The organism is Oryzihumus sp. (assembly GCF_054325275.1).
Window position 1 is genome coordinate 21,548 of sequence record NZ_JBTCWL010000024.1, and the last position, 13,616, is coordinate 35,163.

Sequence of the window (13,616 nt, forward strand, 5' to 3'; positions counted from 1 at the left end):
GAGGTGAATGGGTTACCGTCACAGGATTCACAGTTGTACCGTCAGTCACAGACGTCACGAAGCCACCCGCCCGCACGACCCGGCGCCGTGCCGAAAGGACCCCAGCCCATGAGCCCTGCTGGCCTCGCCCCGTCCCTGCCCTCCGCGCCCGGCGCCCCGGCCCTGGGCGCCGCGGTCGTCGCCCGGGCCAACCCCGCACCGTACGGCTGGCAGGCCTACGTGGTGCGCCCGGCCGACACGCTCAGCGAGATCGCCCTGCGCACGCGGACGACCACCGGCACGCTCATCGCGCGCAACCACCTCAGCGGCGGCGGGCACTTCCTGCGGATCGGCCAGCGGCTGTGGGTGCCCCGGGCCCGGCCGGTCCACCACGCTCCCGCCCGCCCGGCCGCGCCGCGGGTGCGCGCCTACACGGTGCGCAGCGGCGACACCATCGGTACCCTGGCCCTGCGCTTCCGGGTGAGCGAGGCCACCCTGCTGCGCCTCAACGGCCTCGACCGCCGCGGGCTGATCTACGCGGGCAAGATCCTCACGGTGCCCGGTGCTGCCGTCAGCCCCGCCCGCGCGGCAGCCAAGTCGCCCACGACCCGCACCGTCCGCGTGCGCGTCCGCCCGGGGGACACTGTCGGCGCCCTCGCCCTGCGCTACCACGTCAGCCAGGCCGCGATCGTCAAGGCCAACCGTCTGCGCAGCGCCGGCATGGTCCGCATCGGGCAGGTCCTGGCCGTCCCTGTGAAGGCCGGCTCGCCAGCCTTCAGCTCCAACACCTTTGCCGGCCGGACCTACTCCTCCGGGGTCGTCGGCGCCGCCGCGCGCAACCGCGGCTACCTGGCCACCCACGCCGTGCCGGGCCGCAGCACCACCCGGGCGATGATCGTCAGCACCGCCCGCCGGCACGGCGTCGACCCGCGCCTGGCCCTCGCGGTCGCCTGGCAGGAGTCGGGCTGGAACCAGCGCCAGGTCTCGGTCGCCAACGCCATCGGCACCATGCAGATCATCCCCAGCTCGGGCCAGTGGGCCTCCCAGCTCGTCGGCCGCCGGCTGAACCTGCTCAACACCCAGGACAACATCACCGCCGGGGTGGTCATCCTGCGCTCGCTGCTGCGCGGCGCCAGCTCGGAGAAGCAGGCGATCGCCGGCTACTACCAGGGCCTGGCCTCGGTGCAGAAGTCCGGGATGTATGCCGACACCAAGGGCTACGTCGCGGCCGTCCTCGCGCACAAGGCCCGCATGTAGGTCGGTGGCGCGGGCCGTTCGGGCCGTTCGGCCCCTGGCCGGCCCCCGACCGCCGAGCCTGCGCGGCATCCCCGCCGCCTCCACCTAGACTCTCCGCGTGACAACGTCTGTGCCCGAGTCCATCGTCGGTCGCGTCCTCGACGGGCGTTACCGCGTGCTCTCGCACATCGCCGACGGCGGGATGGCCTCGGTCTATGTCGCCCTGGACCAGCGCCTGGACCGTGAGGTGGCGCTGAAGGTCATGCGCCCGGGCCTGGCCTCCGACGAGACCTTCGTGAGCCGCTTCCGCCGCGAGGCGCGCTCAGCCGCCCGGCTCTCCCACCCCCACGTCGTCGCCGTCTACGACCAGGGTGAGGACGGCTCCGAGGTCTTCCTCGCGATGGAGCTGGTCAACGGCCACACCCTGCGCCAGGTGATGAAGAGCGAGGGCCCGCTGACGCCGCGCGCCGCGCTCGACATCCTCGACCCCGTCCTGCAGGCCCTCGCCGCGGCCCACGCCGCCGGGCTGATCCACCGTGACGTCAAGCCCGAGAACGTCATCCTGCGCGAGGACGGCATGGTCAAGGTCGCCGACTTCGGCCTCGCCCGCGCGGTGAGCGCGCACACCTCGACCTCCCAGACCGGCTCGCTGCTCGGCACCGTCGCCTACCTGTCCCCCGAGCAGGTCGAGCGGGGCATCGCCGACGCGCGAAGCGACGTCTACGCCGCCGGGCTGCTGCTGTTCGAGATGCTGACCGGCACCAAGGCCTACACCGGCGAGACGCCGATCCACGTCGCCTACCAGCACGTGCACAGCCAGGTCCCTGCGCCGTCGAGCCGGATGCCGTCGGTGCCGCCGGAGCTCGACGAGCTCGTCGCGCGGGCCACGTCCCGGGACCCCGACGAGCGTCCCCGTGATGCCGGGGAGTTCCTCGCCGAGCTGCGCCGGGGGCGCGCCGGGCTCGGTCAGGACGAGCTCGACCGGCGCCCCGCCGCCGGCGGGGTCGTCGACGACACCAGCGACTCGACCGCCGCGCTGTCGCGGACCCAGGTCGTCCCCCTGGGGGCGCCTGCCGGGACGGTCGCGACCGCTGCGCGGCGCCCCCAACGGCGCCGCGCGCTCCCCCTGCCCTGGCTCCTCGGCGGCCTCGCCGTGCTCGTGGCGGCCCTGCTCGGCTGGCTCTTCCTCGCCGGCCCGCTCGCCAGCACCACGGTCCCCCCGGTCGTGGGCACCACGCAGCAGTCGGCGATGGCGCAGCTGACCCGGGCCCACCTGCAGACCCGCATCACCCGCGCCTTCGACGAGGCGGTCAAGCCCGGCTACGTCATGGCCAGCAACCCCCGTCCGGGGGCGGGCGTGCGCCGCGGCAGCGTGGTGACCCTGACCGTCTCGCAGGGGCCGGAGCGCTACAGCGTGCCGTCCCTGGTCGGCCACAGCCAGGCCGAGGCGACCACGACGCTGCGCAATGACCACCTCACCGTGGGGTCGGTGCGCCAGGCCTATGACGAGAAGATCCCGGCCGGCCAGGTGGTCAGCAGCTCCCCGCCCGCGGGCACCCGGCTCAAGCGCAACGCCCCGGTCGACCTCGTCGTGAGCCAGGGCCGCCAGCCGATCACGGTGCAGGACTTCACCGGCAAGCCCGCCGACCAGGCGGTCTCGGCGCTGACCGGCGCCGGCCTGCGGGTCGACGCGACCCAGCGGCAGTTCAGCGACACCGTGGCCAAGGGCTCGGTCATCTCGCAGAACCCGCCCGGGGGCACGCTCTACAAGGGCGACAAGGTCACGCTGGTCGTGTCAAAGGGCCCGCAGATGGTCCCGGTGCCCGACGTCGTCGGCAAGCAGCAGGACCAGGCGCAGCAGATCCTCACGGCGGCCGGGTTCCAGGTCAGCGTGCAGCAGGTCATGGGCGGCTTCTTCGGCATCGTGCGGCAGCAGTCACCTGCCGGCGGGTCCAAGGCCCCCAAGGGCAGCACCATCACCCTCGTCGTGGTCTGAGACCCTTGGGCGTGCCGAAGGTCCGCTCCCGCCAGCTCGCGACCCTGCTGCTCGTCAGCGTCACCGCCGTCTGGGGCTCGACGTTCTTCCTCATCCGGGACGTGGTCCGCCAGCTGTCCCCCGCGGACTTCCTCGCGGTGCGGTTCACCATCGCCGCCGTCGTCATCACCGCGGTGTTCTGGCGTCAGGTGCGCCGCCTCGACCGGCGCGAGCTGACGGTGGGCGCCGGGCTCGGCGTCCTCTACGGGGTCGCGCAGGTCCTGCAGACGGTCGGCCTGGCCCACACCGACGCCTCCCGCTCGGGGTTCATCACCGGCACCTACGTCGTGCTGACCCCGGTCTTCGGCGCGGTCCTCCTGCGCGACCGGGTGCCCCGCTCCACCTGGCTGGCCGTGGGCATGGCCACCGCCGGCCTGGCCGCGCTGTCCCTGCGCGGCGTCGGGTTCGGCTACGGCGAGCTGCTCACCCTCGCCTCGGCGGCGGTCTACGCCCTGCACATCATCGGCCTGGGGCGCTACTCCTCCAGCGGCAGCGCCAGCGGCCTGGCCGCGGTGCAGATGGTCGTCATCGCCCTCGTCTGCCTGGTGTGCGCCGCCCCGGGCGGGGTCGAGATGCCGTCGGGGACCGGCCCCTGGCTGTCGGTGCTCTACATGGCCCTGATCGCCGGCGCCGTGGCCATGTGGGCGCAGACGTGGGCCCAGAGCCACCTGCCGGCCACCCGGGCCGCGATCGTCATGACCCTCGAGCCGGTGTTCGCCGCCGCGTTCGCGGTCACCCTCGGCAGCGAGAGCCTCACGGCGCCGATGCTGCTCGGTGGCGCTCTGGTCGTCGCCGCGATGTACGTCGTGGAGCTGGTGGGCCGTCAGGACACCGGCGCCACGGCGGCGCAGGAGCCCCCGGCGGAGGCGCTGCACCACGAGGTCAGCTGAGCGCCCCGCGCGGGACGTCGTGCTGGCACCGCCGGGACCTGCCCCCCCTGGGCGGTGAGGCTCACGGCATACCGGGACCAGGTCGGCAGGGACGTGCTACTCCTGGTAGGCGTAGCGCTCCTCGCGCCACACGTCACCGGTGAAGTGGTAGCCGCGCTGCTCCCAGAAGCCCCGCTCGGGGTGGTGCTGGTAGTCGATGGCAAGCACCCACTTGGGCCCCTTCCAGCCGTACAGGTGCGGCAGGACGAGCCGGCACGGCCAGCCGTGCTCCGGGGTGAGCGGCTCGCCGTCGAGGTGCGTCGCGAGGATCGCCCGCGGGGAGGCGAGGTCCTCCATCCGCACGTTGGAGCTGTAGCCGTAGGCGGCCGAGACGAGCGCGTGCTCGACGTCGTCCTCCGGAGGGGCCAGGTCCAGGATCGTGCGCACCGCGACACCGGACCAGAGCAGGTCCTGGGTGGTGTAGTGCGAGACGCAGTGGTGGTCGGCCCGGACGTCGACCTTGGGCAGGTCGTCGAACTCCGCCCACGTCAGCGCCGTGCTGCCCCCCTTGGCGTCGCCCCCGATCCGCAACGACCAGGTGGCCAGGTCCATCCTGGGCACGCGGCCGTAGTGGACCGGCCGCAGGCTCTCCGTCCGGCGCTGACCGGGCGGCAGCGGCCGCGGCTCGGCCAGCCCCCATGAGCTCACGATCGATGCGCCGCCTCGGCAAGCAGGTCCGTCACCACATCGGCAGCGTAGGCCGTGTCGGCCTCGTCGACGTCCAGGTGCCACACCAGGCGCACCGCATGGGCGTTGGTGGCGTAGATCCGCAGACCGCGGCCCGCGGCGGCCGTGACGAAGCCGGCGGCCGACCAGCCGGCCGCACCGACGTCGAGGATGAGGATGTTGGTCTCGACCGTGGCCGGGTCGACGACGCCGGGAGCCACGTCGGCGACGGCCCTGGCCACCTGCTGTGCCCGGGCGTGGTCCTGCGCGAGGCGCTCGACGTGGTGGTCCAGGGCCCAGTGCCCGGCCGCGGCGAGGATGCCGGCCTGGCGCATGCCGCCGCCGAAGCGCTTGCGCCACACCCGCGCCTCGTCCATGTGGGCCCGGGACCCGACGAGCACCGAGCCCACCGGGGCACCCAGGCCCTTGCTCAGGCACACCGAGACGGTGTCGGCCAGCTGCCCGTACGCCGCGAGGCCGGTGCCCGTGGCGACGTGCGCGTTCCAGAGCCGGGCGCCGTCGACGTGCAGCGCCACGCCCTGCGGGCGGGTCGCCTCGCGCAGGGCGGCGATACGCTCGAGCGGCTGGACGGTGCCGCCGCCGAAGTTGTGGGTGTTCTCCACGACCACCAGGCGGGTCGAGACCTGGTAGGCCCCGGCCGCGGGCTGCATCATCGCCAGCGGCTGGACCGGGTCGAGCAGACCCCGCTCAGCAACCCAGGAGCGCGAGGAGATGCCCGAGAACACCGCGGCGGCCCCCATCTCTGCACGCAGGACGTGGGCCAGGGAGTCGGCGATGACCTCCTCACCCGCCTTGACGTGCAGGCGCAGCCCGAGCTGGTTGGCCAGCGACCCGGACGGCGTGAACAGCCCGGCTTCGTGGCCGAGCATCCCCGCGACGCGCTCCTCCAGGGAGGCGACGGTGGGGTCCTCGCCGTAGACGTCGTCGCCCACCTCGGCGCCGGCCATCGCCTGGCGCATCGCCGCGGTGGGGCGCGTCAGGGTGTCCGAGCGCAGGTCGACCTGGCGCGTCGCCCCGCTCACCGCTGGCTCAGCATCTCGGCGACCAGGAACGCCAGCTCCAGGCTCTGCTGGTGGTTCAGGCGCGGGTCGCACACCGTCTCGTAGCGCTTCTCGAGGTCGGCGTCGAGGATCTCCTCGGCGCCGCCGAGGCACTCGGTCACGTCGTTGCCGGTCAGCTCGATGTGGATGCCGCCGGGCACGGTGCCCAGCCCCTGGTGCACCTCGAAGAAGCCGCGCACCTCCTCGACGACATCGTCGAAGCGACGCGTCTTGTAGCCGGTGGAGGACTCGAAGGTGTTGCCGTGCATCGGGTCGCAGATCCACGTGGGCACCGCGCCGGAGGCGGTGACCTTCTCCACGATCGCCGGCAGGGCGTCACGGACCGTGCCGGCGCCCATGCGGGTGATGAAGGTCAGGCGGCCCGGCTCGCGCTCGGGGTCGACCTTGTCGATGAGGCGCAGCACGTAGTCCGGGTCGGCCTTGGGGCTGAGCTTGATGCCGATCGGGTTGCGCACCCGGGAGATGAAGTCGATGTGCGCGCCGTCGATGTCCCGCGTGCGCTCACCGACCCACAGGAAGTGGCCGGAGACGTCGTAGGGCAGCCCGGTGCGCGAGTCGATGCGGGTCAGCGGCCGCTCGTAGTCCAGGAGCAGCGCCTCGTGCGCGGCGAAGAACTCCACCCGGTGCATCGCCTCGAAGTCGGCACCGCAGGCCTCCATGAACTTCATGGCCTTGTCGATGTCCTTGGCCAGCTTCTCGTAGCGGGCGTTGGCGGAGTTGGCCACGAAGCCGCGGTTCCAGTCGTGCACGCGGCGCAGGTCGGCGAAGCCGCCCTGGGTGAAGGCCCGCACGAGGTTCAGCGTCGCCGAGCTCGCGTGGTAGGCGCGGACCAGCCGGTCGGGGTCGGGGGTGCGGGCCTCGGGGGTGAACGCGAAGTCGTTGACCATGTCGCCCCGGTAGGCGGGCAGGGTGACGCCCTCGCGGGTCTCGTTGCCGCTGCTGCGGGGCTTGGCGTACTGCCCGGCCATGCGGCCGACCTTGACCACCGGCAGGCTGGCGCCGTAGGTCAGCACCGCGGACATCTGCAGGATCGTCTTGATCCGGTCGCGGATGTTGTCGGCGGTCGCGTGGGCGAAGGTCTCGGCGCAGTCCCCGCCCTGGAGCACGAATGCCTGACCGCGCGCGGCGGCGGCGAGACGCGTCCGCAGGATGTCGCACTCGCCGGCAAAGACCAGCGGCGGATAGGTCGACAGCGTCCGCACGGCCTGGCCCAGCGCGTCGGCGTCAGGCCACTCGGGCTGCTGCGCGGCGGGCAGGTCACGCCAGGCGTCCAGCCCGGCCAGGACTTCGGGGGTCGCGTCGATGCTCACGGGGTCAAGGGTAGGTGCGTCCAGCCAGCGGACACGCGTGGGTCCGTATGACGAACGCGGGCTTGCGTGGCCACCCTCACCGGGGGTGGCCCCACCCACGGGTCGCCCTGCGCCGCAACGACGCTCAGCCGAAGAAGACCTCGGCCTCGGCGTAGCGCTCCGGGGGGACCGTCTTGAGCTCGGCGGTCGCCTCGGCGAGCGGGACGCGCACGATGTCGGTGCCGCGCAGCGCCACCATGACCCCGAACTCGCCCTCGTGGACGGCGTCGATGGCGTGCAGCCCGAAGCGCGTGGCCAGCACCCGGTCGTAGGCCGTGGGGGTGCCGCCGCGCTGGATGTGGCCCAGGACCACGCACCGGCTCTCGTGCCCGGTGCGCTGCTCGAGCTCGGCGGCCAGCCAGATGCCGATCCCGCCGAGGCGCACGTGGCCGAACGCGTCGATCTCGTCGCTCTGCAGCGCCTCCCCGCCGTCGCTGGGCTGCGCGCCCTCGGCGACCACGATGATCGGGGCGTACTCCTGGTCGAAGCGGTGCTTGACCCAGGCCGCGACCTGGTCGATGTCGAAACGCCGCTCGGGGACGAGGATGACGTTGGCCCCGCCGGCCAGGCCGGAGTGCAGCGCGATCCAGCCGGCGTGCCGGCCCATGACCTCCACGACGAGCGCGCGGTGGTGCGACTCGGCCGTGGTGCGCAGCCGGTCGATCGCCTCGGTGGCGATGGACACCGCGGTGTCGAAGCCGAAGGTGTAGTCGGTGCCGGACAGGTCGTTGTCGATCGTCTTGGGCACGCCCACCACGCCGAGCCCGTCGTCGGTGAGCCGCTTGGCCACCCCCAGGGTGTCCTCTCCCCCGATGACGACCAGCGCGTCGATACCGGCGGCGCGGACGTCTTCCCGGATGCGGTCCACGCCCCCGTCGACCGTGTAGGGGTTGGTCCGCGAGGACCCCAGGATCGTCCCGCCGCGGGCGAGGATGTCCTCGACGTCCTCCAGCCCCAGGGGTCTGGTCAGCCCCTCGAGCGGGCCCTTCCACCCGTCGCGGTAGCCCACGAACTCGTGGCCGTAGGTCTCGATCCCCTTGCGGACAACGGCCCGGATCACGGCGTTGAGGCCGGGACAGTCGCCGCCACCTGTCAACACACCGATGCGCATGCCCGGCAACCTATCGCCCGGGCAGGGGTCCGCGGCTAGGGTCGAAGGTATGACCTTCTCCATCGTCGCCTCGATGGGTGACGCCCTCGGCGTCGCCGTCGCCAGCAAGTTCCTCGCCGTCGGGTCGGTCGTGCCGGCCGCCCGGGTGGGCGTAGGCGCCGTGGCGACGCAGGCGCTGGCCAAGGTCTCCTACAAGGACGACGCCCTCGCGCTGCTCGCCGACGGCGTCGCACCCGAGCAGGTCGTCGCCCGCCTGACGGGGGACGACGACGGCCACGAGCAGCGCCAGCTCGGGCTCGTCACGCCCACCGGCCAGGCCAGCTACACCGGGCCCGCGTGCATGGACTGGGCCGGCGGGCTCACCGGACGTGACGCCACCGGCGGCTACGCCATCCAGGGCAACATCCTCGCCGGGCCGCAGGTGGTGCAGGAGATGGAACGGGCCTGGCTGGAGGCGGCGCACCTGCCGTTCCCGTCCCGCCTCGTCCACGCCGTGCTGGCCGGCGACCGGGCCGGCGGCGACCGCCGCGGCCGCCAGTCCGCCGCCCTGTACGCCGTGCAGGCCGGCACCGGCTACGACGCCTCCGGCGTGCTGGCGGACCTGCGCGTCGACGACCACCCCGAGGCACCCCAGGAGCTGGCCCGCCTGCTCGACCTCAACGAGCTCTACTTCGGCGGACCGTCCAACGTGCTGCCGCTCGAGGGCGGGCTGCTGGAGGAGGTCACCGAGCGGCTGGCCCGGCTCGGGCGCACCCAGCCCGACGTGCACGACGCCCTGGCCGACTGGGCCGGGGCCGAGAACTACGAGACCCGGCTGACCTCCGAGGGCATCGACTCGCGGGTGCTGCAGGCGCTCCGCGAGGCCACCGCGGCCTGAGGCTCAGCCCGTGGGCTCGGGGTCGTCCAGGCCCCGCGCGATGGCGAAGCGCACCAGCTCGATCCGGTTGTGCAGCTGCAGCTTGGTCAGCGTGTTCTGCACGTGGTTCTGCACCGTGCGGTGGGAGATGAACAGCCGGGCGGCGATCTGCTTGTAGCTCAGCCCGGTCGCCACGAGCTTGAGCACCTCGGTCTCGCGCTCGGTCAGGCCCGGCACCGCGGGCTGCCGGTGCGTGCCGTCCTGGGCCGCCATGCGGCGGAACTCCCCCAGCACCAGCCCGGCCAGCCCGGCGGTGAACACCGCCGTGCCCGCGGCGGTCTCCCGGACCGCGTCGAGGAACTCCGCCCGGGAGGCGGACTTGAGCAGGTAGCCGGTCGCGCCCACCTTGACCGCCTCGAGCACGTCCCGCTGCTCGGCGCTGGCGGACAGGACCAGGACCCGGGTCGGCGCGCCGGCGCGCCGGATCGCGGCGCAGACCTCGTCGCCGCGCATGCCCGGCAGGTTGAGGTCGAGGACCAGCACGTCCGGGCGGGTGGCCAGGGTCCGGTTGACCGCAGAGGGCCCGTCATCAGCCGTGGCCACGACGGTGAACCCGGCGTCGGCCAGGTCGCGGGCCACGGCGTCCCGCCACATCGGGTGGTCGTCGGCCACGACCACCCGCAGTCCGGGGCTGCCCGTCGCCTCGGCCGCCGCCGGGTCCGTCCCGGCGCCCCCTGCCGCACCCCCGGGCTCCTGACCGTCGGCGTGGCCCGCCTGCTCGATACCGCTCATGTGGTCCTCCCCCTCCGGGGCACCCGCAGCTCGACCGCGGTGCCCTCCCCCTCGTGGCTCTCGTAGCGGGCGCTGCCGCCGAGGTCGGTGAGCCGGCCCGTGATGCTGCTGCGCACGCCCAACCGGCCGTGGGCAGCGGCCTCGACCAGCCGGCCCGCGGGCAGCCCGACACCGTCGTCGCGCACCGTGACGACGACGTCCTGGCCCTCGTCCTCGACCAGCACCCAGGCCCGGGCGCCGTCCCCGGCGTGCCGGCGCACGTTGTCCAGGGCCGCGCTCACCGCGGCCGACAGCTCCTCGGCAACCTTGCGGGGCAGCGGGACCGCGTCGGCAGGTGGGACCACCTGCACCGCGCCACCGGCGTAGCGCCCCAGGACCTGGCGCAGGTCGACGTCGCCGGCGACCACCTCGTCCAGCCCCGGCGCCGGCACGCCGCTGACCAGTGCCCGCAGCAGCCGCTCCTGGTCGGCGGCCATGGCGCCGAGCTCGCGGCCGGGCCCGCCGAGGTCCGCGCTGCGGCGGTGGATGAAGGCGAGGGTCTGCAGGACGCCATCGTGGACGGTGCGGGCCAGCCGGTCGCGCTCCTGCACCTGCGCCTGCACCCGCAGCGCCTCGTGCAGGGCCTGGTGCCCCTCCCTGGCCAGGTCGGCGCAGTAGCCGATGCAGCCGCCGACGAGGAAGAGCAGGACGATGTTGTTCACCGTGTTGTCGGTGGGCACGACGACCTCGACCACGTCGGCGGCGGAGACCACGGCCGCCGCGAAGAGCCCGCCACGCCAGCCCTTGAGCACGGCCCACGACACGACGGCCGCCGAGGGCCAGATGCCGGGCACGGTCGGGGCGCCACCGAGGATCACCGCGCTGCTGTCGACGACCCGGGTGGCCAGGATGGCCGCGACGGCCAGGGCGAGCTCGATGCCCACCACGGTGGTCGTGCGCTCCCGGTGGAACCACATGGCCACGGTCCAGACCGCCAGGACGACCAGCACGACGAACGCCACCCAGGGATGCTCCATCCCGGGGTGGCGCTCGTGCAGGGAGTACACGGCATACAGCAGGGCGACCGGGCGCAGGACGTTGAGCCCGCGCCACAGGGCCGCGACGACGCTCGGGTCGGTGGCCCGGCTCCCCCCTGAGGCCACCGCGTCAGCTGGCGGCGCGCTGGCCGTCGGGCGTGACGTCGTCCTCCGGTGCGGCGCCGACAGCCTCCTGCGGCCCCGGCTCGGAGCCGCCGACCGCGGTGCCGTCGACGGCAGCGCCCTCGACGCCCGCGCCCTGGACGGCGACGTCCTCAGCTGTCGCCGCGTCGGCGCCGGCTGCCTTGTCCGCGGACTTGTCCTCGGTGCCACCGCCGTAGAGCGGCTTGGCCTTGGCCCGGGCCGCAGCGAGCAGGCGCTCCTTCATGGACGTGGCGTACATGTCGACGTACTCCTGCCCGGACAGCAGCATCAGCTCGTACATGATCTCGTCGGTGATCGAGCGCAGGACGAAGCGGTCGTCCTCCATGCCCTCGTAGCGCGAGAAGTCCAGCGGCTTGCCGATGCGCACCCCGATCCGCATGATCTTGGGCAGCTTCTTGCCGGACGGCTGGGCCTTGTCGGTGCCGACCATCGCCACGGGGAGCACGGGGACACCGGCTTCCAGTGCCATCCGGGCCACGCCGGTGCGCCCGCGGTAGAGCCGTCCGTCGGGCGAGCGCGTGCCCTCGGGGTAGATGCCGAGCAGCTCGCCGCGGCGCAGGACCTTCAGCCCGCTGCGCAGGGCGGCCTCGCCGGCACGACCGCCGGACCGGTCGACGGGCAGCTGCCCGACACCCGTGAAGAAGGCCGCCGTGAGGCGGCCCTTGATGCCCCGACCCGTGAAGTAGTCGGACTTGGCCAGGAACGTCATCCGGCGCGGCACCACCAGCGGCAGGAAGATCGAGTCCGAGAAGGACAGGTGGTTGCTGGCGAAGATCGCCGCACCCTCCGGGGGGATGTTCTCCTCCCCCTCGACCCACGGGCGGAACAGCAGCTTGAGGATGGGTCCGAGCACAATCGTCTTGAGCACCCAGTAGAACAACGACCCCACCTCCTATGACGCGCCGAACTCTACCCGGCACACTAGGCGGGCACCTCGCACCGTGCGAGGATTCGCCCAAGGCCAGCACACACGACCCATGCGAGGAGCACAGGTGGCGATCCTGCCCGGAGCAGAGCCGTTCTCCCACGACGGGTCCGACGTCGGGGTCCTGCTGGTGCACGGCTTCACCGGCACCCCGCAGAGCCTGCGCCCGTGGGCCGAGCACCTCGCCGAAGCCGGCTACACCGTCCGGCTGCCGCGGCTGCCCGGCCACGGCACCACGTGGCAGGAGATGAACCGCACCGAGTGGTCCGACTGGTACGCCACCGTCGATGCCACCTTCCGTGAGCTGCTGACCCGGTGCCGCACGGTCTTCGTCGCCGGCCTGTCCATGGGTGGGGCCCTGGCCCTGCAGCTCGCGCAGAACCACGGACCCCGGGTCGCCGGGCTGGTGCTGGTCAACCCGGCAGTGAAGTTCGAGGACCCCCGCCTGGTAGTGCTGCCGGTGCTCAAGCACCTCGTCGGCGCGCTGCCCGGGATCGCCAACGACATCAAGAAGGCCGACGCGACCGAGCTGGCCTACACGAAGACGCCGCTCAAGGCCGGGCACTCGCAGATCGTCGCCTGGCGCACGATCATCCGGGACCTGCCCGAGGTCACCCAGCCGGTGCTTCTGCTGCACTCCCCGCAGGACCACGTCGTCCCCGCGTCGAGCTCGGCGCTGGTGCTGAGCAAGATCTCCAGCGAGGACGTGCAGGAGATCCTGCTGGAGAACAGCTACCACGTCGCCACGCTCGACAACGACGCGCCGCTGATCTTCGCCGAGTCGGTCAAGTTCATCGAGCGCCTCACCAGCTGAGCCATGAGCGACCAGGACCGCTCCGACGTCGACGCCCAGTTCGCCGAGATCATCGCCCACTGGGCCGAGGACGACGCGCTGGCCAGCGCCGGCGCGGGCCCCTGGCCCGAGCAGGAGGGCTACGGCCCACCGGCCGACCACGCCCAGGCTCCGGACACCACCAGCGGCGCCGAACAGGGCTCGGACGCCCCGCCGCGGGAACCCGGCACCGGGGGCGGCCAGCGCGACACGGACACGAGCAGTCCCGCTCCCCCGGGCCCCACGCCGTCCGGCCCGACACCTCCCGGCGCGACCCCGGCCGGCCACGCGACCCCGCCCAGGGGGCCGGCACCACCACCGGCCGTGCCCTCCTGGGGGCCGGACCCGGCAGGACAGGCTCCGCGCCCGCCCGAGGAGCACCCGCAGGCCGATCCCGAGGACCACTTCATCCCGGGGCCCACGGCGCCTCTGCCCGCCGGCGACCTGCAGTTCTGGGGCATCCTCATCGGCCTCACCGGCGGCCCGATGCTCCTGCTCTACCTGATCCTGTTCGACCGCAGCGCCGACAGCCTGTGGCTGCTGCTCGCGATCAGCATGACCGTCGGCGGCTTCGCCCTCCTGGTCTCGCGTCTGCCGCGGCACCGCGACGAGGACGACGGCGACGACGGCGCCCGCCTCTGAC

The 13,616-nt window shown here is 73.4% G+C and carries 13 protein-coding genes; 6 read left to right on the forward strand and 7 right to left on the reverse strand.

The window, feature by feature from the left end; translation table 11 throughout:
- The first annotated feature begins 108 nt into the window (after window positions 1-108).
- From ACXVGS_RS08300 to ACXVGS_RS08310, 3 genes are all read left to right on the forward strand, one after another.
- A complete protein-coding gene (locus ACXVGS_RS08300) occupies window positions 109-1,236 on the forward strand; it encodes a LysM peptidoglycan-binding domain-containing protein (protein ID WP_458529169.1) in 1,128 nt (375 codons plus the stop codon).
- Between the two features lie 97 nt (window positions 1,237-1,333).
- Entirely contained in the window at window positions 1,334-3,211 is a 1,878-nt protein-coding gene (pknB, locus tag ACXVGS_RS08305; RefSeq protein WP_458531610.1) for a Stk1 family PASTA domain-containing Ser/Thr kinase, read from the forward strand.
- Between the two features lie 11 nt (window positions 3,212-3,222).
- Window positions 3,223-4,140, forward strand: a complete 918-nt coding sequence (locus ACXVGS_RS08310) for a DMT family transporter (RefSeq protein ID WP_458529171.1) — start codon at window positions 3,223-3,225, stop codon at window positions 4,138-4,140.
- A 96-nt stretch (window positions 4,141-4,236) separates the two neighbouring features.
- Here the strand turns inward: ACXVGS_RS08310 and ACXVGS_RS08315 are convergent, their stop codons facing one another.
- From ACXVGS_RS08315 to ACXVGS_RS08330, 4 genes are all read right to left on the reverse strand, one after another.
- On the reverse strand, window positions 4,237-4,827 hold the full coding sequence (locus ACXVGS_RS08315; RefSeq protein WP_458529172.1) for a molybdopterin-dependent oxidoreductase: 591 nt from the start codon (window positions 4,825-4,827) through the stop codon (window positions 4,237-4,239).
- Window positions 4,824-5,888, reverse strand: coding sequence for a threonine aldolase family protein (locus tag ACXVGS_RS08320; RefSeq protein ID WP_458536833.1), 1,065 nt, complete (start codon window positions 5,886-5,888; stop codon window positions 4,824-4,826). Before ACXVGS_RS08320 ends, ACXVGS_RS08315 begins: the two co-directional genes overlap by 4 nt.
- Window positions 5,885-7,237, reverse strand: coding sequence for a class II 3-deoxy-7-phosphoheptulonate synthase (locus ACXVGS_RS08325; protein WP_458529174.1), 1,353 nt, complete (start codon window positions 7,235-7,237; stop codon window positions 5,885-5,887). The genes ACXVGS_RS08320 and ACXVGS_RS08325 overlap by 4 nt, the downstream gene beginning before the upstream one ends.
- Window positions 7,238-7,361: 124 nt before the next feature.
- Window positions 7,362-8,387 carry a 6-phosphofructokinase gene (locus ACXVGS_RS08330; protein WP_458535834.1) on the reverse strand — a complete coding sequence of 342 codons (1,026 nt, stop codon included), beginning with the start codon at window positions 8,385-8,387 and terminating at the stop codon, window positions 7,362-7,364.
- 49 nt (window positions 8,388-8,436) lie between these two features.
- On the opposite strand from ACXVGS_RS08330, the gene ACXVGS_RS08335 reads away from it, so the two are divergent.
- Window positions 8,437-9,264, forward strand: a complete 828-nt coding sequence (locus ACXVGS_RS08335; RefSeq protein WP_458529176.1) for a DUF1028 domain-containing protein — start codon at window positions 8,437-8,439, stop codon at window positions 9,262-9,264.
- Between the two features lie 3 nt (window positions 9,265-9,267).
- On the opposite strand, the gene ACXVGS_RS08340 is transcribed toward ACXVGS_RS08335, so the two are convergent.
- From ACXVGS_RS08340 to ACXVGS_RS08350, 3 genes are read right to left on the reverse strand one after another with little or no spacing between them, the layout of a single operon-like run.
- Complete coding sequence (locus ACXVGS_RS08340) at window positions 9,268-10,035, reverse strand: response regulator (RefSeq protein WP_458529177.1); 768 nt, start codon at window positions 10,033-10,035, stop codon at window positions 9,268-9,270.
- Window positions 10,032-11,177, reverse strand: a complete 1,146-nt coding sequence (gene macS, locus ACXVGS_RS08345) for a MacS family sensor histidine kinase (protein ID WP_458529178.1) — start codon at window positions 11,175-11,177, stop codon at window positions 10,032-10,034. The genes ACXVGS_RS08340 and macS overlap by 4 nt, the downstream gene beginning before the upstream one ends.
- Window positions 11,178-11,181: 4 nt before the next feature.
- On the reverse strand, window positions 11,182-12,096 hold the full coding sequence (locus ACXVGS_RS08350) for a lysophospholipid acyltransferase family protein (protein WP_458536834.1): 915 nt from the start codon (window positions 12,094-12,096) through the stop codon (window positions 11,182-11,184).
- Window positions 12,097-12,193: 97 nt separating this feature from the next.
- On the opposite strand from ACXVGS_RS08350, the gene ACXVGS_RS08355 reads away from it, so the two are divergent.
- Together ACXVGS_RS08355 and ACXVGS_RS08360 are read left to right on the forward strand one after the other, a co-directional pair.
- Window positions 12,194-12,955 carry an alpha/beta hydrolase gene (locus ACXVGS_RS08355; RefSeq protein ID WP_458536835.1) on the forward strand — a complete coding sequence of 254 codons (762 nt, stop codon included), beginning with the start codon at window positions 12,194-12,196 and terminating at the stop codon, window positions 12,953-12,955.
- 3 nt (window positions 12,956-12,958) lie between these two features.
- Window positions 12,959-13,615, forward strand: coding sequence for a hypothetical protein (locus ACXVGS_RS08360; RefSeq protein WP_458529180.1), 657 nt, complete (start codon window positions 12,959-12,961; stop codon window positions 13,613-13,615).
- Window position 13,616 lies beyond the last annotated feature (1 nt).